The 25,210-nt window shown below is 50.7% G+C and carries 23 protein-coding genes and 3 tRNA genes; 22 read left to right on the top strand and 4 right to left on the bottom strand.

Features of this window, described 5'->3' with window-relative positions; genetic code table 11:
* Window positions 1-246 precede the first annotated feature (246 nt).
* Entirely contained in the window at window positions 247-1,299 is a 1,053-nt protein-coding gene (locus H8K47_RS06245; protein WP_186880557.1) for a hypothetical protein, read from the top strand.
* A gap of 339 nt (window positions 1,300-1,638) precedes the next feature.
* Here the strand turns inward: H8K47_RS06245 and H8K47_RS06240 are convergent, their stop codons facing one another.
* Window positions 1,639-2,619 carry an NADPH:quinone oxidoreductase family protein gene (locus tag H8K47_RS06240; RefSeq protein ID WP_186880556.1) on the bottom strand — a complete coding sequence of 327 codons (981 nt, stop codon included), beginning with the start codon at window positions 2,617-2,619 and terminating at the stop codon, window positions 1,639-1,641.
* Window positions 2,620-2,725: 106 nt separating this feature from the next.
* Between H8K47_RS06240 and surE the strand changes: the two genes are divergently transcribed.
* From surE to H8K47_RS06135, 21 genes are all read left to right on the top strand, one after another.
* On the top strand, window positions 2,726-3,475 hold the full coding sequence (surE, locus tag H8K47_RS06235) for a 5'/3'-nucleotidase SurE (protein ID WP_186880555.1): 750 nt from the start codon (window positions 2,726-2,728) through the stop codon (window positions 3,473-3,475).
* Entirely contained in the window at window positions 3,475-4,287 is an 813-nt protein-coding gene (locus tag H8K47_RS06230) for a protein-L-isoaspartate(D-aspartate) O-methyltransferase (protein ID WP_186880681.1), read from the top strand. Before surE ends, H8K47_RS06230 begins: the two co-directional genes overlap by 1 nt.
* A 37-nt stretch (window positions 4,288-4,324) precedes the next feature.
* Window positions 4,325-5,308, top strand: a complete 984-nt coding sequence (locus H8K47_RS06225) for a peptidoglycan DD-metalloendopeptidase family protein (protein WP_186880554.1) — start codon at window positions 4,325-4,327, stop codon at window positions 5,306-5,308.
* A gap of 158 nt (window positions 5,309-5,466) precedes the next feature.
* Entirely contained in the window at window positions 5,467-6,501 is a 1,035-nt protein-coding gene (gene rpoS / locus H8K47_RS06220) for an RNA polymerase sigma factor RpoS (RefSeq protein ID WP_186880553.1), read from the top strand.
* 105 nt (window positions 6,502-6,606) lie between these two features.
* Entirely contained in the window at window positions 6,607-7,944 is a 1,338-nt protein-coding gene (rlmD, locus tag H8K47_RS06215) for a 23S rRNA (uracil(1939)-C(5))-methyltransferase RlmD (RefSeq protein ID WP_186880552.1), read from the top strand.
* Window positions 7,945-8,092: 148 nt separating this feature from the next.
* The gene (gene ndk, locus H8K47_RS06210; RefSeq protein WP_050412223.1) at window positions 8,093-8,518 is read left to right on the top strand and encodes a nucleoside-diphosphate kinase; all 426 of its coding nucleotides are present in this window, start codon (window positions 8,093-8,095) and stop codon (window positions 8,516-8,518) included.
* Window positions 8,519-8,597: 79 nt separating this feature from the next.
* Window positions 8,598-9,755 (top strand): dual-specificity RNA methyltransferase RlmN, encoded by a 1,158-nt coding sequence (rlmN, locus tag H8K47_RS06205; protein ID WP_186880551.1) that lies wholly within the window; start codon window positions 8,598-8,600, stop codon window positions 9,753-9,755.
* A complete protein-coding gene (gene pilW / locus H8K47_RS06200) occupies window positions 9,752-10,561 on the top strand; it encodes a type IV pilus biogenesis/stability protein PilW (RefSeq protein ID WP_329604146.1) in 810 nt (269 codons plus the stop codon). The genes rlmN and pilW overlap by 4 nt, the downstream gene beginning before the upstream one ends.
* A complete protein-coding gene (locus H8K47_RS06195; protein WP_186880549.1) occupies window positions 10,554-11,510 on the top strand; it encodes a helix-turn-helix domain-containing protein in 957 nt (318 codons plus the stop codon). The genes pilW and H8K47_RS06195 overlap by 8 nt, the downstream gene beginning before the upstream one ends.
* A gap of 14 nt (window positions 11,511-11,524) precedes the next feature.
* Window positions 11,525-12,772: a flavodoxin-dependent (E)-4-hydroxy-3-methylbut-2-enyl-diphosphate synthase gene (gene ispG / locus H8K47_RS06190; RefSeq protein WP_230410159.1), complete on the top strand. Its 1,248-nt coding sequence runs from the start codon at window positions 11,525-11,527 to the stop codon at window positions 12,770-12,772.
* A 66-nt stretch (window positions 12,773-12,838) separates the two neighbouring features.
* Complete coding sequence (hisS, locus tag H8K47_RS06185; RefSeq protein WP_186880547.1) at window positions 12,839-14,197, top strand: histidine--tRNA ligase; 1,359 nt, start codon at window positions 12,839-12,841, stop codon at window positions 14,195-14,197.
* Between the two features lie 15 nt (window positions 14,198-14,212).
* Window positions 14,213-14,863 carry a YfgM family protein gene (locus tag H8K47_RS06180; RefSeq protein WP_186880546.1) on the top strand — a complete coding sequence of 217 codons (651 nt, stop codon included), beginning with the start codon at window positions 14,213-14,215 and terminating at the stop codon, window positions 14,861-14,863.
* Between the two features lie 11 nt (window positions 14,864-14,874).
* Window positions 14,875-16,020 carry an outer membrane protein assembly factor BamB gene (gene bamB / locus H8K47_RS06175; RefSeq protein ID WP_186880545.1) on the top strand — a complete coding sequence of 382 codons (1,146 nt, stop codon included), beginning with the start codon at window positions 14,875-14,877 and terminating at the stop codon, window positions 16,018-16,020.
* 5 nt (window positions 16,021-16,025) lie between these two features.
* Window positions 16,026-17,366 (top strand): ribosome biogenesis GTPase Der, encoded by a 1,341-nt coding sequence (gene der, locus H8K47_RS06170; RefSeq protein ID WP_186880544.1) that lies wholly within the window; start codon window positions 16,026-16,028, stop codon window positions 17,364-17,366.
* A 155-nt stretch (window positions 17,367-17,521) separates the two neighbouring features.
* Window positions 17,522-17,758: an RNA chaperone Hfq gene (hfq, locus tag H8K47_RS06165; RefSeq protein ID WP_162020957.1), complete on the top strand. Its 237-nt coding sequence runs from the start codon at window positions 17,522-17,524 to the stop codon at window positions 17,756-17,758.
* Between the two features lie 38 nt (window positions 17,759-17,796).
* Window positions 17,797-18,924, top strand: coding sequence for a ribosome rescue GTPase HflX (hflX, locus tag H8K47_RS06160; protein ID WP_186880543.1), 1,128 nt, complete (start codon window positions 17,797-17,799; stop codon window positions 18,922-18,924).
* A gap of 36 nt (window positions 18,925-18,960) precedes the next feature.
* Window positions 18,961-20,235 (top strand): FtsH protease activity modulator HflK, encoded by a 1,275-nt coding sequence (hflK, locus tag H8K47_RS06155; RefSeq protein WP_186880542.1) that lies wholly within the window; start codon window positions 18,961-18,963, stop codon window positions 20,233-20,235.
* On the top strand, window positions 20,235-21,137 hold the full coding sequence (gene hflC / locus H8K47_RS06150) for a protease modulator HflC (RefSeq protein WP_186880541.1): 903 nt from the start codon (window positions 20,235-20,237) through the stop codon (window positions 21,135-21,137). Before hflK ends, hflC begins: the two co-directional genes overlap by 1 nt.
* A gap of 99 nt (window positions 21,138-21,236) precedes the next feature.
* The gene (locus H8K47_RS06145; RefSeq protein ID WP_186880540.1) at window positions 21,237-22,388 is read left to right on the top strand and encodes an ATP phosphoribosyltransferase regulatory subunit; all 1,152 of its coding nucleotides are present in this window, start codon (window positions 21,237-21,239) and stop codon (window positions 22,386-22,388) included.
* Between the two features lie 3 nt (window positions 22,389-22,391).
* Window positions 22,392-23,705 carry an adenylosuccinate synthase gene (locus tag H8K47_RS06140; RefSeq protein WP_186880539.1) on the top strand — a complete coding sequence of 438 codons (1,314 nt, stop codon included), beginning with the start codon at window positions 22,392-22,394 and terminating at the stop codon, window positions 23,703-23,705.
* A gap of 16 nt (window positions 23,706-23,721) precedes the next feature.
* A complete protein-coding gene (locus H8K47_RS06135) occupies window positions 23,722-24,264 on the top strand; it encodes a phosphoribosyltransferase (RefSeq protein WP_186880538.1) in 543 nt (180 codons plus the stop codon).
* Window positions 24,265-24,426: 162 nt separating this feature from the next.
* Here H8K47_RS06135 and H8K47_RS06130 read toward each other — a convergent pair.
* The 3 genes from H8K47_RS06130 to H8K47_RS06120 all read right to left on the bottom strand — a co-directional run bounded on the left by H8K47_RS06130 (window position 24,427) and on the right by H8K47_RS06120 (window position 25,067).
* A tRNA-Leu gene (locus H8K47_RS06130) sits at window positions 24,427-24,511 on the bottom strand.
* Between the two features lie 175 nt (window positions 24,512-24,686).
* A tRNA-Leu gene (locus H8K47_RS06125) sits at window positions 24,687-24,771 on the bottom strand.
* 211 nt (window positions 24,772-24,982) lie between these two features.
* A tRNA-Leu gene (locus H8K47_RS06120) sits at window positions 24,983-25,067 on the bottom strand.
* Between the last annotated feature and the right edge of the window lie 143 nt (window positions 25,068-25,210).

The following is a 25,210-nucleotide window of genomic DNA, read 5'->3' as shown; positions in this document are numbered from 1 at the left end:
GTATTGCAATGTGGCCTGTTAGGGAATTGCATCTTAGCGTGTTAAATTTCAGGTGAAACGCAAAGAAAAAAACAAACACACAATAACTATGCGCTTGCTGGCTTACTTTGTGTCTGTAAGGGGCATGAAAACTAGGCCTTGAGTTGGGTAGGTCAGGGGTGAAATTGGTTCCGCGTATTGCATCGCATGGGGCAGGGGATTAGCCGGATAACATAAATTAAGCGTACGAATAATGAAAGGAAAAAGATGAGTTTTATTGTTCAGATTATTGATGCCGCCTTACCGGGCGATGCGACACAACGTCAACGAATGATTGATCAGCTCGTGGAGCAGCATCAATCTGACAATGCCGGGCCAGGTGCTGCGCTGGGCAAGTTATATCAGCAACTGGTTGCCCAGTATCCATGTTTATCCACCTACAAAGAAGACGGGATCGACGAATGCGTCTGGGGGGATGGTCCCTTGATTGGGAATTTCGGACAAAAAATTGCCGTGCTTAATATTGCCCAAAATCAAGAGCAGGTACTGGCAGTCATCTTGAAACTGGCGGGAGAGTTGAATCTGAAAGTCGTGGATGTGCAGGAAGAATTGGTCTATTACCCAAAAAGTCAGGAGGCTGCTGATTTCATCAAGGCGCATGAAAAGCCTGCGGTGAAAGAAAAGCCCTTAACGGAAAAGAGTGTGTTGGATTTTATTGTTGCGCGTTTAAAACCCCTGTTTGAACCAGCCGGTTTTGTTTGGAACAAGAAGGAGAAGTGGGCAGAAAGAACTGTTCCCTACGGAACTCAACGTCTATGGCTGAGTGTTGAAAAGAGACGCTATACATTTGCAATCTATCTTACTGCCAGATTCGATATACCGGCAGTAGGGGAATTGGTACAGAGAGTGACCGGCGATCTTTCAGTCAGCGAGTATACTGTTGGATGTAATTACCCGTATTTTACGGGGCGAAGCAGGCCTCCTGAAGTGGAAAAACTGGGCAATGTGGACGAATTGGTTCAGATTACGAACTTGATTGAGGATCTGACAAAAACAACCGTTCTCCCCTTTTTTGAAACCACCTTAGATTTAGAAAAACTGAGCAGCGCTATCAATAATCCTGAAAAATGTGGATACTTTATGAGTACCTTCTTTATGCAGGCGCTATCCTTAGCTTTTTTGGTGCAACCATCAAAGATTCGGGAAACAGCTGATATTTATCGAAATTGTATTAAATCTTTAAACTATTCCGAAGAGGCATATATGAAACCAATAGACAATTTCGTGACTAAACTCATTGCGTTAAATCCTACCCTCTAGGGTCTGGTATCAATGGGTGCGTAGTTGAAGCTGTCATTGGAGATCAGCTCATAGGGCGGTTAAGGCGCATAGCGATGCGCCTTGTAAAACCAAAAGCAGTAAGCAAACACCTGGTAACCATGCGCCATCTGGCTTACTTTGCTCTTGAAAGGCGCGTGAAAACGAGGTGAGGATCTTAAGCCGCAATGACTTGTGCATCGCAATGGCCTTCATCTGTTACGCCATTTCCTTGAACTACGCGGATCAAGACGCCATCCCGTCTGCGCAGGGATGGCATCTTGATCGCTTCCGTATCTAACTGAACAGCATGTGCAAAGGGATAATTTTTAAATCCCCAGCTTAATCCTGCGGCCGGATAATCAGTTTGCCGGTGGCTTTTCTGGTGGCCAGCAGATTCATGGCTGTGGCGCAGTCGCTCAGGCTATAGCGTCCCGAAATATGCGGGCGGATTTTTTTCTCATGGAACCAGCCGACCAGTTGTTGCATTGCTTGCAGATTGGCGGTGGGTTCACGGCGCACGAAATCGCCCCAGAACACGCCCAGTATCGAGGCACCTTTGAGTAAGGGCAGGTTGAGCGGGATTTTTGGGATTTCACCATTGGCAAAGCCAATCACCAGGTAGCGGCCGCGCCAGGCGATGGAGCGGAATGCGGCTTCGGCATAGTCGCCGCCGACCGGATCAAAAATCACATCCGGGCCTTGTTTGCCGGTTGCCGCTTTGAGCTGATCGCGCCAGTCGGCGTCGTTGTAGTTGATGCAGATATCGGCGCCGTGTTCCACGCAGACGGCCAGCTTTTCTGCACTGGAGGCGGCTGCAATCACGCGCGCACCGGTGGCTTTGGCTATCTCGATCGCAGCAATGCCGACACCGCCGGATGCACCCAGAACCAACACGGTTTCACCGGCTTTCAACTGCGCGCGGTCCAGCAGTGCATGGTGCGACGTGCCATAGGTGAGGGTGATGGCGGCAGCAGTATCATCGTCCATGCCTGGTGGAACCGGGAAAATCGCCTGCTGCGGCGCTAATAACTGTTGTGCAAATGCACCATTTCCAACGAAGGCAATCACGCGGTCGCCCGCTTTGAAGTGCTTTACTTCAGCGCCGGTGGCCTGCACGATGCCGCATGCCTCGCTGCCCGGCGTGAAGGGTAATTCGGGTTTGAATTGATATTTGTTTTGGATGATCAGGACATCGGGGAAGTTGATGCCTGCTGCCTGTACCTGAATCAGCACTTCTTGGGGGCCTGGTGTTAAGTCAGGAATTTCGCAGACTTCCAGGGCCTCAGGTGGTCCCCATTGTTTGCATACGACAGCCTTCATTGTTCGTCTCCAGTTTAAATAATAGTACGGTCGTTAGATTTTGATTATGCCTGATTTTTTTCATCGGAAAGAAATTTGTTTTTGTGCATCAGGTAGAATGCCCGATATGAAAATTCTACTCAGTAATGATGATGGTTATCTCGCTCCCGGCATCCAGCAACTGGCGCAGGAGTTGTCGCAATTTGCCGACGTGACGGTGGTCGCGCCTGACAGTAACCGTTCCGGTGCGTCCAATGCATTGACGCTGGATCGTCCATTGTCGGTGCAGCGTGCGCCAAACGGTTTTTATTTTGTGAATGGTACGCCCTCAGATTGCGTGCATATTGCGCTGACGTCTATCCTGCGTGAGCGCCCTGATTTCGTCATTTCCGGCATCAATCAGGGCCAGAATATGGGCGACGACACCTTGTATTCGGGCACAGTGGCGGCGGCAACTGAAGGCTATTTGTTTGGCATTTCCGCGCTCGCGTTTTCGCAAGTCGATAAAGGCTGGCGTGAACTGGAATCTGCGGCGCAGATCGCAGCTGCGATGGTCAGACATGGCGAGTTTGGGCTGGCCGCGCCTTATCTGCTGAATGTGAATATACCGAATCTGCCACGCGCAGACATCCAGGGTGTGCGTAAGACAAGGCTGGGTAAACGTCATGCCTCAGAGCCGGTGATTGCGATGCGTGATCCGCATGAGCGCGAAATTTACTGGATAGGGCCACCCGGCGCAGTCAGAGATGGCGGCGAGGGGACGGATTTTGATGCGACTGCACGCGCGTTTGTGTCAGTGACGCCGCTGCAAATTGATCTGACCAATTTCCGCCAGCTGGATGCATTGAATGTGGATGGCTGGACTTTGGGGGCATGATGAGTTCTGGTGAAAAGCGTTTCCCGCTGTCGCTGTCTTCTGTGGTCGATAAAAAAACGGCCAGACCCGAGCGCCGTTTTACGGATGGTTCGTCGCAGACCGCGATGCAGAATTCGCAGTCTGCCCGTCTGGGTAGGGTGGCTGCACCTGTGGCGGTATCGAGTGTGACTGAGCGGCCGGCGGTGTCGGATGGCGTGCGCCGTGCCATGGTGCAGCGGGTTGCGGAGCAAGGGGTCAGAGATGAGCTGGTGCTGGCAGCGATGCAGGCCATACCCAGGCATTTGTTTCTGGAGTCAGGCATGGTCGGTCAGGCTTATGTCGATGCGTCTTTGCCTATCGGCTATCAGCAAACCATTTCTCAGCCCTACATCGTGGCCCGCATGATAGAAATCTTGCGCAACGGCGTCATGATGGACAGGGTGCTGGAAATCGGTACAGGCTGTGGTTATCAGGCTGCGGTCTTGTCTTTGCTGGCAAAAGATGTGTACTCGATAGAGCGCATCAAGGCCTTGCATGAACTGGCAAAAAATAATCTGCGTCCTATGCGCATCGCTAATATCCGCCTGCAATATGGCGATGGCATGCTGGGCTTGCCGCAAGTGGCACCGTTTGACGGTATCATACTGGCTGCTGCCGGTTTGGAAATTCCGTCTGGCTTACTCGAACAATTGCGCATCGGAGGTCGCCTGGTTGCGCCGGTGGGTGGAAAAAAACAGGAATTGCATCTGATTGAGCGCCTGAATCAGAAAGAATGGCGCAAAACCGTCATAGAATCCTGTCATTTTGTTCCTTTGCAGCCGGGCATGGTGTGAACCTTAGGCGCTCTTCATCAGGCAAATCAGAATCAGCATGAAAAAAACAGAATATACACTTAGTTTCGTCTTTCCTTTGGCGCTCGCTGGCTTGCTGAGCGCCTGTAGTTCGGTGCCGAATCAGGCGCCCATCGTTGATCGTCATCCTGCCCCTGCGGTGGTCGAACCTGTGCCGCAACCAGCACCGCCTAAACCCGTCGTGAAGGTGCAGGAGCCGGGTAAAACCTATGTCGTCAAGCGTGGCGATACCTTGTACAAAATCGCGCTGGATCATGGTCATAGTTACAGCGATCTGGTGGTTTGGAATAACTTGAAAAATCCAAATGACATTAAGGTTGATCAGGTATTGCGTGTCAGTGCGCCAGATCAGTCGTCAACGGGGGCTGTGCAGACCATCCCTGTAGTAGGTGCTGCAGGGGTTGAGGTGAAGCCTTTATCTGCGCCGGTATCGGGCAATAAAACTTCGCCCAAAGCCGATAAGCGTCCTTATAGCGAAGCGACGCTGGCTGAATTGCAAAAGCCTGAGCTTCTGGCAACCACTACCGTCGCGCGGACTGATGTGGCGGCTCCGGTTAAGGGCGTTGAAAAAGCAACCGAAAAAGTGATCGAAAAAGCGCCAGAGAAACCGGCTCAGCCTGCTGTCGCTGATAACGAGAGTGTGGACTGGGTCTGGCCGGTCGATGCAAAACCGGTTGCCACATCGGATGAAAACAGAAGTAAGGGCGTGGATTTCCCGGGTAAGTCGGGGCAGGATATTCTTGCTGCCGGAGCCGGACGTGTGATGTATGTGGGTAGTGGCATACGCGGCTATGGAAATCTTGTGATTATCCGCCACAACAGCAATTTATTGTCGGCTTATGCGCACAATAAGAGCATTGTTGTGAAGGAGGGACAAATGATTGCAAAAGGACAAAAAATTGCTGAAATGGGCAATTCAGATAGTGATAATATTAAATTGCATTTCGAAATCAGGTTGAACGGTAAGTCTGTCGATCCTTTGAAATATCTGCCTGCACGATAATTCCCCGGCGCTGCCCTCTGCCTGTAAGCTGTATTTGCTTTGTATTTGTTTAGTTAATGCTGGCTCTGAAACGTAGTCATCAGTAAGTAGTAAGCGAGGTCACTCTGCTTCCGGGACTGATCCCATGTTCATCAACGTAATCAGCTTTGGTCTACATTATGCAAAAAACTGCAAACAGCCATAAGGAAGAGTTAGCGTCTTTTAATGAAGTCGATGCGTTAGCTGATGAGGATGTTGCTGACGACGATACCGAAGACTCTGGTGATGGAGAGGAGCGCGATTCTGCACAGGCGACCGACCCTGTCTCTTTGATCGTCGCGCCCATCGATGAGTTGAAAAATGTATTGGCGGCTGAGTTATCGACCGATACCACGCAGTATTATCTGAACCAGATTGGCACCCGCCCTTTATTTGATTCGGCAGAAGAGTTGCACTATGCAACGCTGGCTAAGCAAGGGAATTTTGAAGCCAGGCAAAAGATGATAGAGCACAATCTGCGCCTGGTGGTGTCGATCGCTAAACACTACATCAATCGCGGCGTGGCTTTGCTGGATATGATAGAAGAGGGCAATCTCGGGCTGATGCACGCGATTGATAAATTTGAGCCTGAACGTGGCTTCCGTTTTTCTACGTATGCGACCTGGTGGATACGTCAAAGCATAGAGCGGGCTATCATGAATCAGGCGCGTACCATCCGTTTGCCTGTGCATATGGTGCGTGAGCTGAATCAGATACTCAGGGCCAAATATCACCTGGAGTCACAGCGACGCGATGGGCGTGACGCGAATCTGGAAGACATTGCCTTGCTGGTGGATAGGCCTGTTGATGAAATTCAGGATATTCTGGCTTTGTCTGAACATGCAACTTCACTCGATACGCCGCTCGACAATGATCCGCAATCGAGCCTGATGGATATGCTGCCTGGCGATAGCGATGATGGTCCGGATGCGCGGGCTGAGCATCATGAAATGACGGTGTTGGTACGTGACTGGCTGTCCAAATTGCCCGATAAACAGCGTATTGTGGTGGTCAGGCGTTTCGGTCTGGATAACGATGATCCGGCCACATTAGAAACCCTGGCTGATGAAATGGGAATCACACGTGAGCGCGTGCGCCAGATACAGCAAGAAGCCTTGATTAAACTGAAGCGTTCTTTCCTGTCGCGTGGTGTCAGCCGGGATGCGCTGATCTGACTTGTCCCGTTTCCTGAGATTGAAAGCTGCGTTGAGGCGGCTACATCTTTTATAATTCGTTTTTGGATTTTCTTAACTGGCACCGCAGGGTGCCGAATTTTTTTCATGAATACATTAGAAATTAAGTCGCTGGACATGGACGCCAGGGGCGTTGGTCATCTGCAAAATGAAGACGGTAGCCAGGGGAAAGTGGTATTTGTTGAAGGTGCATTGCCAGGTGAGCTGGTTGAATTTAACCCATACAAAAAGAAACCCAGCTGGGAAGTAGCTACTTTGGGAACGATACACCGCGCGTCTTCGCAACGGGTTGAACCTAAATGTGAGTTTTTCGGTACTTGTGGCGGCTGTTCTATGCAGCACTTGCAGGCCGATGCGCAGGTCGCAATGAAGCAGCGTGTACTCGAAGATAATTTGTGGCACATCGGTAAAGTTAAAGCAGAAACCATGTTGCGCCCAATCTATGGGCCAACCTGGGGTTATCGCTATCGCGCGCGTCTGTCGGTGCGTCATGTGATCAAAAAAGGTATGGTGCTGGTCGGCTTCCATGAGAAGCGTTCGCGCTATGTGGCGAATATGGAAACTTGCCAGATTCTGCCGCCGCATGTGTCTGCCATGTTGATGCCTTTGCGCGACCTGATTGCTTCTCTGTCTATTGTTGAGCAATTGCCGCAGATTGAGCTGGCGATCGGCGAGGGTGCGACAGTGATGGTGTTGCGCATCATGGCACCGCTGACGGCGGACGACGAGGTGAAACTCAAAGCCTTTGCGGATCAGCATCAGGTGCAGTGGTGGTTGCAGACCAAGGGCCCGGATTCTGCAGAGCCTTACTATCCTGCGCAAAGTGATTTACATTACCTCTTGCCAGAATTTGGTATCAAAATGCCATTCAAGCCTACTGATTTTACTCAGGTCAATCATCAGATTAACCGGGTGCTTGTGGCGCGTGCTTTGCGTTTGTTGGATGTGCAGAAGGATGAGCGGATTGCTGATCTGTTCTGTGGTCTGGGTAATTTTACCTTGCCGATTGCGACGCTGGCTCGCGAAGTGGTGGGTATAGAGGGTAGTACTGCATTGACCGAGCGTTCGTTGGAAAACGCCCGTCTAAATGGTTTATCTGACAAAACCAGTTTCAGTACGCGTAATCTGTTTGAAGTGACTGCGGATGATCTGATTGCACTTGGCAAGTTTGACCGTTTTCTGGTTGATCCGCCACGCGATGGCGCGATGGCATTGTGTCAGGCGCTGGCTGACTTGTCGCAACGTGCGCCGGAAATACGGCCTAAGCGCCTGGTTTACGTCTCTTGCAGCCCGTCCACGCTGGCGCGCGATGCTGGCATTCTGGTAACGGCGGCCGGTTATCGTCTGAGTTATGCCGGTGTGGTCAACATGTTCCCGCACACTTCGCACGTGGAGTCTATGGCTGTTTTCGACCTGGTAGACTGAGAATAAGCCGGTCAACACATGATCTTGGCGGATAGATATGCTGTCTTTCCGCCAAGTCATGTTTGTGCGTTTGATTCATGCTAAAATCTAAGGTTAGATGAATTCTTGAGTTTTTGTCTTAACCCTTTCTTTTTATTGGAGTTTTTAGATGGCTATCGAACGCACATTGTCTATCATCAAACCTGACGCAGTTGCAAAAAACGTAATCGGTCAAATTTACAGCCGTTTCGAAGGCGCTGGCCTGAAAGTGATCGCTGCACGTATGGCACAATTGTCCCGCGCTGAAGCAGAAGGCTTCTACGCTGTTCACCGTGAACGTCCTTTCTTCAAAGATCTGGTTGACTTCATGGTTTCCGGTCCAGTGATGATCCAGGTTCTGGAAGGCGAAGGCGCAATCCTGAAAAACCGCGATCTGATGGGTGCAACTGATCCTAAGAAAGCAGAAAAAGGCACTATCCGTGCAGATTTCGCTGATTCCATCGATGCAAACGCAGTTCACGGCTCTGACGCTGCTGAAACAGCGGCTGTGGAAATCGCTTACTACTTCCCAGCATTGAACGTCTACTCCCGTTAATCCGGAGCTGGATCTGTTTTTAGTTTGATTTGTCCTGGCATCGTGTGCTTTGCATGCGATGTCAGACGAAAGAAAAGTCATGACGGCACTTGTAAACTTACTTGATTTTGATCCTGAGCAGCTCATTGCCTATTGTGGTGAGTTGGGGGAAAAGCCGTTTCGTGCCAAGCAGTTGCAACGTTGGATACATCAGTTTGGTGTGAGCCAGTTTGATCAGATGACTGATCTGGCAAAGTCTTTGCGTGAAAAATTGGCAACGCGCGCGATGATAGCTGCGCCCAATGTGATCAGTGATAACACCTCATCGGATGGAACCCGTAAGTGGTTAATCGATGTGGGTCAGGGAAATGCTGTTGAAACAGTATTTATTCCCGAAGAAAACCGCGGCACTCTGTGTATTTCTACTCAGGCGGGTTGTGCGGTGAATTGCCGTTTTTGTTCGACCGGCAAACAAGGATTTAATCGTAATCTCAGCGTGTCAGAGATTATTGGTCAGCTATGGATGGCTGAGTTTGAGTTGCGTAAAACCAAAGGTATTGCAACTGGCCCTAAAGGCGAACGCCAGATCACGAATGTGGTAATGATGGGCATGGGTGAACCTTTGTTGAATTTTGAGCCTACCGTCGCTGCGTTGCGTCTGATGTTGGATGATAATGCCTATGGTTTGTCGCGTCGCCGTGTGACGGTGTCGACCAGCGGTGTGGTGCCGATGATGGATAAACTATCGCAGGAATGTCCGGTCGCGCTGGCGGTGTCGCTGCATGCATCGAATGACGCCTTGCGTGATAGCTTGATTCCGCTGAATAAAAAATATCCGCTGAGTGAGCTGATGGCGGCTTGCCGTCGCTATCTGGAATTCGCACCGCGCGACTTTATTACCTTTGAATATTGCATGCTCGATGGTGTGAATGACAGCGATGAGCATGCGCGTGAATTGATCCGTTTAGTGCATGATGTGCCTTGCAAGTTCAACCTGATACCGTTCAACCCTTTCCCGGAATCCGGCCTGAAACGTTCTGCCAATCCACGTATCAAGGCGTTTGCCCAGGTATTGATGGATGCAGGTATTGTGACTACCACGCGCAAAACCCGGGGCGATGATATTGATGCGGCATGCGGGCAGTTGGCGGGTGAGGTCAAAGACCGTACGCGGGTGCAGGAGCGTATGCAAAAGATGGCAGAGTACCAGAAGAAGTTTGGCGAAAATTTCGGCAAAATTGTGGAGATTACTCAGTGATATTTTCCAGATTCAGTACACGTTATAAACACTTGGCCGCATGCGTGCTGGCTATCTCAATGTTAGGCTGTGCTTCACATGGCGCGCTCGATGTGGAAAAGGAGAGCGTGACTGAATCTGTGGAAAAGCAGGACTTGCAAAAGCGGGCTGCAATCCGTATGCAACTCGCGGTTGGTTATTATCAGCAAGGGCAGCATAAGGTTGCGCTGGAAGAGATACGTCAGGCCTTGGCGATTTCTCCGGAGTTGCTCGATGCGTATGCATTGCGCGCACTGATCTTTATGGATATGGGTGAAAAGCAGCTGGCGGAAGATAATTTTTTGCGCGCGTTGAAAGTGGCTCCGTCTAACGTGGATATTGCGAATAATTATGGCTGGTTCTTGTGTCAGAACGGACGCGAAAAGCAGGGCCTGCAATATCTGGAACGTGCGATGAAAGATCCGTCTTATGCGACGCCGGGCAAGGCCTTTAATAATGCAGGCTTATGCAGCCTGCGTCTGCGCGACTTTAATGCGGCAGAAGGATATTTCTTGCAGGGTTTCCGGCAAGAGCCTTCGAATCCAGGTATTAATGCGAATCTGGCTAAGATTTATTTTGATCGTGGCGATTATGCACAGGCCCGCTTCTACATCGGGCGTGTACTGAAAATGGAAGTGATGGCTGCTGACGTGCTTTGGCTGGCGATCAAAATCGAAAAGCGGTCTGGAGATGAGGCTGCAGTTGCTGGTCTGTCCACGCAGTTGCGCAGACGTCATCCTGGTTCGAAAGAATTTTTGCTTTTGCAAAAGGGTGCATTTGATGAGTGAAGGTGATTTGGATGTGGTTGGTGATGTGAACTCATCAGATGTGGCCGCAAAAGAGACTGACCTGAAACAAGACGCCGGGCGGCAGCTCGCACAAGCCAGATCCCGTATGGGGCTGAGTGTGGAGCAGGTCGCGGAACATTTAAAGCTGTCGCCTAAGCAAATACAGGCGATAGAAGACAATGCATTTAACTTGTTGCCAGAGATGGTGATCGTGCGTGGCTTTATCCGCTCCTATGCGAAGTTGGTAAAGCTGGATGCGCAGGCCTTGCTGGCGAGTCTGCCGGCAACGGCAGGCTATAGACAGGCAGAGGCCGATTTTCGTCCCACGCTGGCAACCCCTTTTCTGGAATCGAAAACCCGCTTTTTAGCCAGATCAGATCAGACTAACCGTCACTATCTGGTTGGTGCTGTGCTGCTGGGTCTGGCTGCTTTGTTGTTCGTGGCGGTGCAGAAGCTGGAGCAAACGGAATGGTTCGCTCGGCAGCTTGCCTCGTTCCATACGCCGGTTACGCAGCCAGTGACTGAACCCGCACAGGCTTCAGTGGTGTCAGAGTCAGTGGTGGCCAGTCAGCCAAGCACTTCACCATCCGTGAATCCGGCTCAGCCGGAGAAAAGCCTGACAGAAATTTTACAGGCACCTGCCTCTGTAGCGAAAGATGTACCGGCAGAGGTGGAAGCTGCGCCTGTCAAAGAGGTGCAGACGCCAGCGCAGGACAATGTTTTAACGCTCAAATTCCGCCAGGATTCCTGGGTGCAGGTAAAAAAAGAAAACGGCGAAGTGCTCGCATCCCGTTTGTTCAAGGCAGGGTCTGAAGAGAAATTTGATTTATCGCTTCCCTTGCAACTGAGAATAGGTAATGCCGCTGGTGTGGATGTGGTGGTACGTGGCGCTGCGATGCCAGTGGCAGTGAACAAAGAAACTAACGTCATTAATCTGAATATTAAATAATAATGGATCCGTTTTTGTCTGAGATAGTCTCTGGCCCTGCAGCGCGTTTGCAGCGGCGGTCTGCAAAAATTATTTATGGCGATAAAATCGTCGTAGTAGGCGGTGGCGCCCCGGTCGTGGTGCAATCGATGACGAATACGGATACCGCCGATGTGATCGGTACCGCGATACAGATTAAAGAGCTGGCACGTGCCGGTTCTGAGCTGGTACGTATTACAGTGAATAATCATGAGGCCGCAAGGGCGGTGCCGGATATCCGCAATCAGCTTGATAAAATGGGTATCGATGTGCCGCTGGTCGGCGACTTTCACTACAACGGGCATACCCTGCTCAAAGAAGTGCCGGAGTGCGCACAGGCCTTGTCCAAATACCGTATCAATCCGGGTAATGTGGGACAGGGCGCCAAGCGCGACAGCCAGTTTGCTCAGATGATAGAAATCGCCTGTGAGTATGATAAGCCGGTGCGTATCGGTGTGAACTGGGGTAGCCTGGATCAGGCTTTGCTGGCGCGTATTATGGATACGAATGCAGCCCGTTCCCAGCCCTGGAGTGCGCAGTCCGTGATGTATGAGGCGCTGATCACGTCAGCGATTGAAAATGCAGAACGTGCGGAAGAGCTGGGCTTGTCCGGCGATAAGATTATTTTGTCTTGTAAGGTCTCAGGTGTGCAGGATCTGATCGCGGTGTATCGCGAATTGTCGGCGCGTTGCGACTATCCTCTGCATCTCGGTCTGACCGAAGCTGGCATGGGAAGTAAAGGCATAGTCGCGTCGACTGCGGCCTTGTCGGTGTTGCTGCAACAGGGGATAGGCGATACGATCCGGATCTCGCTCACACCAGAGCCAGGTGGTGATCGCTGCAAGGAAATTGTAGTGGCGCAGGAAATCCTGCAAACCATGGGTTTGCGCAAGTTCACGCCTATGGTGATTGCTTGTCCGGGTTGCGGTCGTACGACCTCTACTGTGTTCCAGGAACTGGCGGATGATATCCAGACTTTCCTGCGTGATCAGATGCCGGTCTGGAAGACGCAATACCCAGGCGTGGAAAATATGAATGTCGCCGTGATGGGGTGTATCGTCAATGGTCCGGGTGAGTCCAAGCATGCGCATATCGGCATTAGCTTGCCGGGTACCGGTGAGTCGCCGGCAGCACCGGTGTTCATCGATGGTCAGAAGGCGATGACGCTGCGTGGCGAACATATCGCACAAGAGTTCCAGAAAATCGTGCTGGACTATGTGCAGCGCAATTACGCTCAGAAATAAGTAGTGGCGCAATCTGTGCGCTAGCCGCTGCGGCCAGTTCTGAAAGATTAATTTGTTAGGCTTGTTATGTCAGAGAATAAAAAACTAGAAAAAATTGTTGGCGTAAAAGGGATGAACGACATTCTTCCTGCTGACGCCGGTATGTGGGAGCTGTTAGAAAATACAGTGCAGTCTGTATTGAAAAGCTATGGCTTTCAGCAAATCCGCACGCCTATTGTTGAGCCTACACCTCTGTTTGCGCGAGGCCTGGGTGAGGTGACGGATATCGTCGAAAAAGAGATGTACTCTTTTGAAGATTCGATGAATGGCGATAAGCTGACGCTGCGTCCGGAAGGAACCGCCGGTGTGGTGCGCGCAGCGATCGAACATAATCTGGTGTATGACGGTCCTAAGCGTCTGTGGTATGTGGGACAGATGTTCCGTCATGAAAAGCCACAGCGTGGGCGTTACCGTCAGTTTTATCAAACCGGTGTTGAGGCACTGGGCTTTACCGGTCCCGATATTGATGCAGAGCTGATCCTGATGTGTCAGCGCCTGTGGGATGATCTGGGCTTGCAGAATGTGCGTCTTGAATTGAATTCTATCGGTGACGCCGCTGAGCGTAACGCACACCGTGCGGCACTGATCGCTTATTTTGAGCAGCATATCGATGTACTTGATGCAGAAGCGAAGCGTCGTTTGCATGCAAATCCTTTGCGCATATTAGATACCAAAAATCCGGCGATGCAGGATATGGTGAATGCTGCACCTAAGCTGATCGAGTATCTGGGCAGCGAGTCGCTGGAACACTTTGAAGGTGTGCAGGCGATACTGCGTCAGAATAATGTGCCATTCACGATCAATCCGCGTCTGGTACGCGGTATGGATTACTACAATCGCACAGTATTCGAATGGGTCACTGATGAGTTGGGTTCGCAGGGGACAGTATGTGCCGGTGGTCGCTACGATACGCTGTTTTCCACCTTTGGCGGTAAGCCAACTCCAGCCTGTGGCTTTGCGATGGGGATGGAACGTCTGTTGGAGTTGTTGAAGGCGAACGGTGAAATGCATGAGCCTGCGCAATGTGATGTCTATCTGGTGCATCAGTCCAGTGCAGCGCAGATGCAGTCCATGGTGTTGGGCGAGCGTTTGCGTGATGCAGGTCTGAATGTAGTGCTGCATTGTGCGACCGCGACTGGTGTTGGCAGTTTTAAGTCGCAGATGAAAAAAGCCGATGCAAGTGGTGCTGCATACGCTGTTATCATAGGCGAAGACGAGGCGGTGAATCAGCAAGCTTCGGTCAAGGCCTTGCGCGCTGATGAGCAGGAGACAAATCAGGTGACTGTGCCGTTTGATACGGTGGTGGATTATTTGCTGGATCAGATCGCCGGTGAGCACCATGGTGATGACTGCTGCGATGACCCTGATCATATTCATTTACATTAATTAAATTAGAACAATATGGCTTACGATTTAGAAGAACAAGAGCAGCTTGATACCCTCAAAGCGACTTGGAAGCAGTATGGCAATCTGATCACCTGGACCCTGATCGCAGCGCTGGGTTCGTACGCAGGCTGGGTACAGTGGAATAATTATCAGCGTAATCAATCGGGTCAGGCATCTCAGTTATTCGAAGAGTTGTCGAAGTCGGTAGCAGCCAAAGATGCGCAGAAAATTCAACGCGTAGCGGCGGATATGAAGGAGAAATATCCTTCTACGAATTATGCGGCAATGGCTGCGCTGACCACGGCAAAAGCAGCGTATGAAGCGAGTGATCTGAAGACTGCCAAGGCAAATCTGCAATGGGTGATTGATTCCGGTAAAAATGAGGAATACAAGGCACTGGCTAAGATACGTCTGGCCGGCGTTTTGCTGGATGAAAAAGCCTATGAAGAAGCGTTGAAAGTGTTGTCTGCGGAATTCCCTGCAGAGTTACAGGCAGAAGTAGCGGATCGTAAGGCGGACATTCTGGTAGCTCAGGGTAATACTGCAGAGGCAAAAAAATCCTATCAGCTCGCTCTGGATAAAATGACGGACAAAAGTCCTGCCAAGCAACTGGTGCAGTTGAAACTGGATGCCTTAGGTGGTGCTGTAGCTCAGGATAAACAATAATCGGAGTGTGTATGCATGTGTTTCTGAAGTCGCTTCCTATCGCTTTGCTGGCTGGTCTGACAGCGTGTTCGTCATTGAATCCGTTTTCATCGAAATCGGATGCAAAATCACCGGTAGCCCTGACCGAGATTAAGTCTAGTCTGGCTGTGCGTCAGGCGTGGTCTGTTTCTGTTGGTTCGGCAGGTAATCAGTTGTTTGTTCCAGCGGCAGATGCTGGCAAAGTGTACGCGGCTGCGGCAGATGGCACGGTAGTCAGAATTGATCAGGCTTCCGGCAAGACAGACTGGCGCGTGAGTGCCGGTGTCAAACTGACTGCGGGTGTTGGTGTCGGGATGAATACCGTGCTCGTCGCAGGCGAAAAAGGCGTGTTACAGGCGTTTACTGCTGATGGTACGGCCAAGTGGAAGATTCAGGAAAGCAGCGAAGTCTTATCAGCGCCGGTGATTGGTGGTGGCTTAGCGATTGTTCGTGGCAGTGATAATCGCATCACCGCCTATGATGTAGACACTGGCATCAAAAAATGGACGCTTGAGCGCCAGTTGCCTGCATTGACACTGCGTGCAGCGCCGGGTCTGGTGATTTACAACGATACCGTGATTGTTGCTTTACCGGGTGGCCGTATGTTGGCTTTAGCACTCAGCAATGGTGGCGTGCGTTGGGAGGCTGTGGTTGGTGAGCCGAAAGGTGCGACCGAGCTGGAGCGTGTGGCTGACGTATCCGGATTGCCATTTGTGGTTGGAAAAGATGTGTGTGCCAGCTCATATCAGGGGCGGGTCGGATGTTTTGATGTGAAAACAGGTGCACCACGCTGGACGAAAAATCTGTCCAGTCAAGTGGGTGTTGGTGCCGATGAGCGTTTCGTGTTTGCAGCCGACTTAGCTGGCATTGTGAATGCGTATGCAAAAGAAGGTGGTACCAGCGCCTGGAGAAATGAAAAATTAGGTTATCGTCAGTTATCTGCACCGGTTTCTTTTGGGCGTGCAGTAGTGGTCGGTGATTATGCAGGTTATCTCCATTTTCTCTCCAGAGAAGATGGTTCTTTCATCGGTCGTCTCAGTACCGATGGTAGTCAGATTTTGGGAACGTCGCTTGTGGCGGGATCGAATCTGATTGTTCAAACAAAGTCAGGATCAGTTGTCGCTATTGCGACTGAATAAATGAAATGAAGCCGGTTATTGCACTTATAGGTCGACCTAATGTCGGCAAATCCACGCTGTTCAATCGGCTCACCCGTTCACGTGATGCGCTGGTGGCCGATCTGCCGGGCTTGACCCGTGATCGCCACTATGGCGAGGGCAGGGTTGGAGAGCGTCCCTTTCTGGTGATTGATACAGGTGGTTTCGAGCCTGTTGCCAAGGAAGGCATCGTTCACGAAATGGCGAAGCAGACCAAGCAAGCGGTCGCTGAAGCCGATGTGGTTATTTTTATCGTTGATGGTCGTCAGGGGCTTACTCCGCACGACAAAACAATTACAGATTATCTGCGCAAATCTGGCAGATCCGTCATGCTGGTCGTGAATAAAGCGGAAGGCATGAAATACACCTCAGTTACCGCTGACTTTTATGAGTTGGGTATGGGTGATCCTTATGTGATCTCTGCTGCTCACGGTGATGGTGTGGCAGACCTGGTAGAAGAGGCGCTTGATATCGCCTTTACCCAAAGACCAGCTGAAGATGAATCTGAGCTGCCACAAGAAAAAGGCATACGTATCGCTATTGTCGGGCGCCCGAATGTAGGTAAGTCGACGCTGGTCAATACTTTGCTGGGTGAAGACCGTGTGATCGCTTTTGATATGCCTGGCACTACGCGCGATTCGATAGAAATCCCGTTTGAACGTGACGGCAAAAATTACTCGCTCATCGATACGGCGGGTATCCGTCGCCGCGGTAAAGTGTTTGAGGCGATAGAGAAATTCTCTGTTGTTAAAACTCTGCAATCGGTATCAGAAGCCAATGTGGTTTTATTGATGCTGGATGCGCAGCAAGATATCTCTGAGCAGGATGCACATATCGCAGGCTTTATCCTGGAGTCAGGCCGGGCGTTGGTGGTTGGTGTGAATAAGTGGGATGGTCTGCAAAGCGACAGGCGCGATGAAATTAAGATGGATATCGAGCGCAAACTCAATTTCCTGACTTTCGCAAAATTCCACTTTATCTCCGCGTTGAAGTCGACGGGCATAGCTCCTTTGATGAAATCGATAGATGCGGCTTACGAAGCAGCGATGGCCAATCTGTCTACGCCTAAGCTCACACGTGCATTGATTGAAGCGGTTGAGCACCAGCAACCTAAGCGTAAAGGTTCTATCCGTCCTAAATTACGTTATGCGCATCAGGGCGGGCAGAATCCGCCGATTATCGTTATTCACGGTAATGCGCTGGAGGCGGTTGGAGATGTATATAAGCGCTATCTGGAGAAGCATTTCAGAGAAACTTTCTCGCTGACCGGTACCCCGCTGCGTATAGAAATGCGCTCCGGCAAAAATCCTTTCGATAAGTCGAAATGATACTGCTTGTTTAAAATTTTTTATTTTTAGCAATAATCAGTTTGCGCTAAAGATAAAATGTAGTTTAGAGTTATTCCGTAATACAACTTGGGGTAGGGCTTGATACTGAGCAATTCGCCCCAATCTCCTGATCACAACAACACAATGGAGCTGCTATGAGTAATAAAGGGCAATTGTTACAAGACCCGTTTCTGAACGCTTTGCGTAAAGAACATATTCCTGTTTCTATCTACCTGGTCAATGGTATCAAGTTGCAAGGTCATATTGAGTCGTTTGATCAATATGTGGTTTTGCTCCGCAATACAGTGACACAAATGGTCTATAAGCATGCTATCTCTACTGTCGTCCCGGCACGTGCGGTGAGTATCAATTCTGAAGCGGACGCTGAGTAAATTTTGAATTTTTGTATTTTCATTAGGTTGGCAGATTAATGCGTGCCATTCTTGTCGGAGTTGATTTTGGTCGGGAAGATACGACCGCCAGTCTGGAAGAACTCACGCTGTTAAGCCAATCTGCCGGCGTGCAGCCGGCACATGTATTGACTTGCAAGCGCAATGCACCTGATGCGGCTTTGTTTGTTGGCTCTGGTAAAGCGCAGGAAATAGCAGATTTGGTGGGCGACGATCAATTAGAGGTCGTTATCTTCAATCATGCGTTGTCACCCGCGCAGCAGCGTAATCTTGAACGTGTATGCAAGACCCGCATCGTAGATCGTACCAGTCTGATTCTGGATATTTTTGCGCAACGAGCAAAAAGCCATGACGGTAAGCTGCAGGTCGAGCTGGCGCAATTGCAGCATCTGGCAACACGCCTGGTGCGGGGCTGGACACATTTGGAACGTCAGAAGGGCGGTATCGGTCTGCGTGGTCCGGGTGAAACGCAGCTGGAAACCGACAGACGTTTGCTTGGCGATCGCGTCAAGATGCTCAAGTCGCGTCTGGATAAGTTGCAGAAGCAACGTGAGACCCAGCGCCGCGCGCGTGGCAGGAATCAGGAATTCACGGTGTCCCTGGTTGGGTACACCAATGCAGGGAAATCCACTTTGTTCAATGCGTTGACCAAGGCGGGTACCTATGCAGCAGATCAGTTGTTCGCAACCTTGGATACGACTTCACGGCGCTTATATCTGGGCGAATCCGGCAGTATCGTGATTTCAGATACCGTGGGCTTCATCCGTGAATTGCCGCATCAATTGGTTGCTGCATTTAAAGCAACTCTGGAAGAAACTATCCATGCAGATTTGTTGCTGCATGTGGTGGATGCGGGCAGTGCGGTCCGCGAAGATCAAATGGCGCAAGTTAATCTGGTTTTGAAGGAAATTGGTGCAGATAATGTGCCGCAATTGATCGTCTTCAACAAGATTGATTTGACTGACTCTGCGCCCAGTGTCGGCTATGACGAGTATGGTAGAATCGAACGTATTTCCGTAAGTGCAAGAACTGGTGCTGGCCTTGATTTGTTAAGGCAGGCAATTGCGGATTTTGCGCTGCAAAAGGCGCAACAAATTTCGGGAAAAAAAGACCAGGCTCCCGATCCTGACGATATCCGCTTTTTGTAACAGTAGTCCAACCTACTAATTTTGGATAGCAAAAGAATGATTGCTTCGTTTCTCAAAAGAATCGGTTTGACTTTGTCTTTAAATGACCCGCAATGGGGAAGAGGATCCAACAATCCTAAGGACGATAAAAAATCTCCCGATACGCCGCCGGATCTGGATCAGGTCTGGAAAGATTTGAATCAGCGTATTGCGCGCTTGCTGGGTGGTAAAGACAGTGGAAATGGCGGTGATAGCAATGGCTTTTCCCCTGATCCTGCGAGTGCCCGCTTTGGTGTGGGTGCTATTGCACTCGTTTTTGCTTTTGTCTGGCTGGTGAGTGGTGTGTTTATCGTTCAGGAAGGCCAGACTGCAGTCATTACTACGTTTGGTAAATACAGTCACGTCACTGGTGCCGGTATGAACTGGCGCTGGCCTTATCCTATTCAGCACCATGAGATCGTCAATGTGTCGCAGGTTCGTACTGTGGAAATTGGGTATCGCAAATCGGTGAAATTGAAGGAAGCCAGGGAGTCCCTGATGCTGACCGATGATGAAAATATCGTCGATATTCAGTTTGCTGTTCAGTACAAACTCAAGAGTGCTGCCGAATGGTTGTATAACAACCGCGAACTTGGGAATAGCCGCGATCAGGATGAAATGATACGCCAGGTTGCTGAAACAGCGATTCGTGAAATCGTCGGTAAGAGCAAGATGGACTTTGTCTTGTATGAAGGGCGTGAAAAAGTCGCGCTCGATACCAGCGCACTGATGCAGCAAATACTGGATCGCTACAATGCGGGCGTACTGGTCACTAACGTCACCATGCAAGGTGTGCAGCCGCCGGAACAAGTGCAGACAGCATTTGATGATGCGGTCAAAGCGGGACAGGATAAAGAGCGTCAGAAAAACGAAGGTCAGGCCTATGCCAACGAAGTGATTCCTAAGGCTAAGGGTGAGGCGTCGCGCTTGTTGCAGGAAGCGGAAGGATATAAATCGCGTGTGGTGGCGAATGCCGAAGGTAATGCATCCCGTTTCAAGCAGGTCTTGTCTGAGTATCAGAAAGCGCCAGCAGTGACCCGTGATCGTATGTATCTGGAAACCATGCAGCAGATCTTCTCCAGCACTGGCAAGCTGATGCTGGATACCAAAGCAGGTAACAACATGTTGTATCTGCCGCTGGATAAAATGCTGCAGACGCCTGATCCTGCTGCAAAACCGGTGGCGCCGGTGGCGCCGCCTGCAACTGAGCAGATTCCTACCGTTGAAATGCGTTACAGTAAAGATGGTCGATCCAGAGACAGTCGTGATTCTCGCGATCGGGAGACAAGATAATGAGTAAATTAGCTAGTGTATTTGCCTCTTTAGTGGCCGCGCTGATCTTCGCGTATTCGACTATTTTCGTGGTTGATCAAAAGTCGCATGCGATCGTGTTTTCCTTCGGTGAGGTGAAATCCGTGATCAGCGAACCCGGTCTGCATTTCAAGCTGCCTCCACCGTTTCAGAATGTGCTGTTTTTGGATAAGCGCAATCTGACGATAGATTCCGCTGAAGCAGATCGTTTCATCACTGCTGAGAAAAAGAACATCCTGGTAGATTCTTATGTGAAGTGGAAAATCACTAATCCTAAGCTCTATTTTGTGAGTTTTGGCAGTGATGAGCGCAAGGCGCAGGATCGTTTATCGCAAATCGTGAAAGCTGCTTTGAATGATGAAATTACTAAGCGTTCTGTGCGTGACGTGATTTCCGGTGAACGCGGCAAGGTAATGGAAGCGATCAAAGCTAAGGTTACCGAGGAAGCGCGCCAGATCGGTGTGGATATTATTGACGTACGTTTAAAGCGTGTCGATTACGTGGAGCAGATCAATAACTCCGTGTATGAGCGTATGAAAGCGGAGCGTACACGTGTTGCGAACGAATTGCGCTCGACTGGCGCGGCAGAATCTGAGAAAATTCGGGCTGATGCTGACCGCCAGCGTGTTGTGATTCTGGCGGAAGCCTACCGCGAAGCGGAGCAAATGAAGGGTGCTGGTGATGCAGAAGCATCGCAGATTTATGCGCAGGCATTTGGGCAGAACCCAGAATTTTATAAATTTTATAAAAGCCTGGAAGCCTATCGCAGTACATTCCGGAGCAAATCGGATGTGATCGTGGTTGATCCAAGTTCTGATTTCTTCAAGTATTTTAAGGGTTCTAATCCTGCCGGTGCGAGTGCTGCACCAGCGAAAGCGAAATAAGCGTTTCATCCTGACTTATTGACCAGAAACGAGCGATCCGCACCTTGAACGGTGCGGATCGCATTTTGTTGCGGTCTTTCTTTTTTTTGAATGTTTTTCATGCCAAACTGGCTTTTACCTGAGAATATTGCAGATATTTTGCCGTCTGAAGCGCGCAAAATTGAGGATTTACGTCGCGTTTTTCTGGATCATTTCCGCCTCTACGGCTACGAAATGGTGATGCCGCCTATGCTGGAGTATATCGAGTCCTTACTGACCGGTGCAGGGCAGGATATGGACTTGCGTACTTTTAAACTGGTGGATCAGATTTCGGGTCGCACCATGGGCTTGCGCGCAGACATGACGACCCAGGTAGCACGCATTGATGCACATCTGTTGAATCGCAACTATGTGACTCGCCTGTGCTACGCGGGCAGCGTGTTGCATACCCGTCCTTCCGGTTTGCATGCCACGCGGGAGCCTGTCCAGATCGGTGCCGAAATTTATGGGCACGGCGGTTTGGAAGCGGATGCGGAAATCCATGAAATCGTGATCGGTTGCCTGCAGGCGGTCGGTGTGACTAATGTGCGTCTGGATCTGTGTCACGTCGGCGTATTGCGCTCCATTCTCGAGCTGGATGCGCGTGCCAAGGCAGACGAAGATACGTTGTATGCCTTGTTGGAAGCGAAAGATGTGCCTGGCATAGATGCAATCAGCACTGCCTATGCGCCGGTGGTGCGTTCTGCTTTGCTGGCCTTGCCTTCGCTATATGGCGATGTGAGCATACTCAAGACTGCACGTATGCGCCTGCCGCAAGTGGCTGGCATAGAAAAAGCATTGAGTGAACTCGAAGTATTGTCTAATCTGGTTGGCGCAGAGCATGTCATCATCGATCTGGCTGATCTGCGTGGCTATCATTACCATAGCGGTGTGATGTTCAGTGCTTTCGTCAGTGGCTTGCCTAACGCGGTGGCGCGTGGTGGGCGCTACGACCATGTGGGTGAAGCGTTCGGCAGGGCACGTCCAGCGACCGGGTTTTCGCTCGATTTACGCGAACTGGCGAGGCTGATGCCGGCAGCCGGACGCAAGGTTGCGATTCGCGCCCCCTGGAGCCGTGATGCCGCGCTGCGTGAAAAAATTAAAGCATTGCGAGATGCTGGTGAGGTCGTCATACAAAGTATGCCGGGTCACGAGAATGAACAAGACGAATTCGACTGCAATCGCGTAGTTGTTTTCGATGGTGAAAATTGGATTCTTCAAAATGTGGACTAAGTGATGTCGAACAATAAAATCGCAAAAAACGTTGTTGTTATCGGTACCCAGTGGGGCGATGAGGGTAAAGGTAAGATCGTAGACTGGCTGACTGATCATGCGCAAGGTGTCGTGCGCTTTCAGGGGGGGCATAATGCTGGCCATACCCTGGTCATTGGTGGTCAGAAAACCGCGCTGCAATTGATTCCTTCCGGAATTATGCGTGAAGGTACTGCCTGCTACATCGGTAATGGCGTGGTGTTATCTGTGCCTGATCTGCTGCGTGAAATCGACAAGTTGCAGGCAAATGGTGTGGAAGTTGCTTCTCGCCTTAAGATTTCTGAGGCTTGCCCAGTGATCCTGCCTTATCACACTGCACTGGATGCAGCGCGTGAAGCGGCGCGTGGTGCGGCAAAAATCGGCACTACCGGTAAAGGTATCGGTCCAGCTTACGAAGACAAAGTAGCGCGCCGCGCAATTCGCGTGGCTGACTTGTTGAATGCTGAGCGCTTCGCAGAAAAGCTCAAAGAAAACCTGGATTACCACAACTTTGTGCTGACGAATTATCTGCACGCGCCAGCAGTGGATTTCCAAAAAACACTGGATGATGCACTGGCTTTGGTTCCGCGTCTGCGTCCTATGGTGGCAGATGTGTCGAGTGAGTTGTATGCAGCGCATAAAGCGGGTGCCAGCCTGTTGTTTGAAGGTGCGCAAGGCAGTTTGCTGGACGTCGATCACGGCACCTATCCTTTCGTCACCTCGAGTAACTGCGTAGCCGGTAATGCGGCGGCCGGTGCCGGTGTCGGTCCGAATATGTTGCACTACATTCTGGGTATCACTAAGGCTTACACGACACGTGTGGGTTCTGGCCCTTTCCCATCTGAATTGCCTACTGATGCGGGTGTGGGGCACCATCTGGCCAGCGTGGGTCATGAGTTTGGTACGGTGACTGGTCGTGCGCGTCGTTGCGGCTGGTTTGATGCCGCTTTACTTAAGCGCTCCGTGCAAATTAATGGCGTGTCGGGTATGTGTCTGACCAAGCTGGATGTGCTCGATGGCCTGGAAAGTCTGAAGCTGTGCACAGGTTACCTGATCGATGGTAAGCCAGTAGATATCTTCCCGGTTGGCGCGGAAGATGCGTCCCGTTGTGTAGCCGTCTATGAAGAAATGCCAGGTTGGTCTGAGACCACCGTTGGTGCTAAAACGATGGAAGCGTTGCCACTCAATGCGCGCAATTACATCAAACGTATTGAAGAGTTGGTTGGTGTGCCGGTAGATATGGTTTCTACTGGCCCGGATCGCGAAGAAACGATCGTTCTGCGTCATCCGTTTAATTAAGAAAGAAATAAGAAATATGAATACTCCTGAATCTGACGATAAGCACCTGTGGGTTTCCTGGGACGCTTATCACCGTTCTATTGAACAGCTGGCTTTGAAGGTGCATGAATCAGGCTGGAAGTTTGATCAGGTGCTGTGCCTGGCGCGTGGCGGTCTGCGTCCGGGTGATATTTTCTCGCGTATTTTCGATGTGCCGCTGGCGATTTTGTCGACCAGCTCTTATCGTGAAGAAGCGGGCACCGTGCAAGGCTCTCTCGATATTGGCAAATACATTTCGATGACTAAGGGGTCTTTGCAAGGGCGTGTTTTGGTTGTGGATGACTTGGTTGACTCCGGCGTGACACTGGAGCGCGTATTGCATCATCTGCGTGAAAACTTCCCTGGTGTGACTGAGGTGAAGTCTGCGGTAATCTGGTTTAAAGCATGCTCTACAGTAGAGCCGGATTATTATGTGGATCACTTGCCAACCAATCCATGGATACATCAGCCATTTGAAGAGTATGACGGTATACGCCCGCATCAGTTGAATGCGTGGCTGAAGAGGGGTGCGACTGCGTAAGTCGGCTGATTTTGAAAAAACAGAAGCCCAGGCTTCTGTTTTTTTATATGTAAGGTAAATAAGGGTGTTGTGGTGAGCGGCGTTGGCTGTTGCCGGTGAATGGATGTCGGATGCGGAATGCAAAAGGCCCGGTCAATTTTCACTGATCGGGCCTAGCAATCTTGGTGCCCACGGAGGGACTCGAACCCCCACACCTCGCGGCACATGGACCTGAACCATGCGCGTCTACCAATTCCGCCACGTGGGCAACGGAAGACCGCTATTATAGGCTAATGTAAGTGGTTTGCACAGGGGGTGGGAAAAATTTATGCTGAGTGATTGTGTGATGTCGGTATGCGTGGCCAGAGATATGGCTGGAGTGGCAGGAGGGGTGAACAATGCAAAAGGCCCGGTCAATTTTCACTGACCGGGCCTAGCAATCTTGGTGCCCACGGAGGGACTCGAACCCCCACACCTCGCGGCACATGGACCTGAACCATGCGCGTCTACCAATTCCGCCACGTGGGCAACGGAAGACCGCTATTATAGGCTAATGTAAGTGGTTTGCACAGGGGGTAGGAAAAATTTATGCTGTGTGACTGTGTGACTGTGTGACTGTGTGACTGTGTGACTGTGTGACTGTGTGATGTCGGTATGCGTGACCAGAGATATGGCTGGAGTGATAGAGGGGGCAATGCAAAAGGCCCGGTCAATTTTCACTGACCGGGCCTGGCAATCTTGGTGCCCACGGAGGGACTCGAACCCCCACACCTCGCGGCACATGGACCTGAACCATGCGCGTCTACCAATTCCGCCACGTGGGCAACGGAAGACCGCGATTATAGATTAATTGGAATTGATGTCAAGGCGCGCCACTGAAAAATGCAAGAATAGTTAGGTAAAAAAGCGTTGCTCCGGTAAACTGTCTGGGTGCGCTGCAGTATATTGTTGCTGTAGGCATTTTATT

It is taken from the genome of Cognatundibacterium rugosum, assembly GCF_014284365.1.
Classification (GTDB): Bacteria; Pseudomonadota; Gammaproteobacteria; order Burkholderiales; family Burkholderiaceae_D; genus Undibacterium; species Undibacterium rugosum.
Note: the sequence above shows the minus strand (reverse complement) of the source record. Positions and strands in the feature narration are given on the sequence as shown.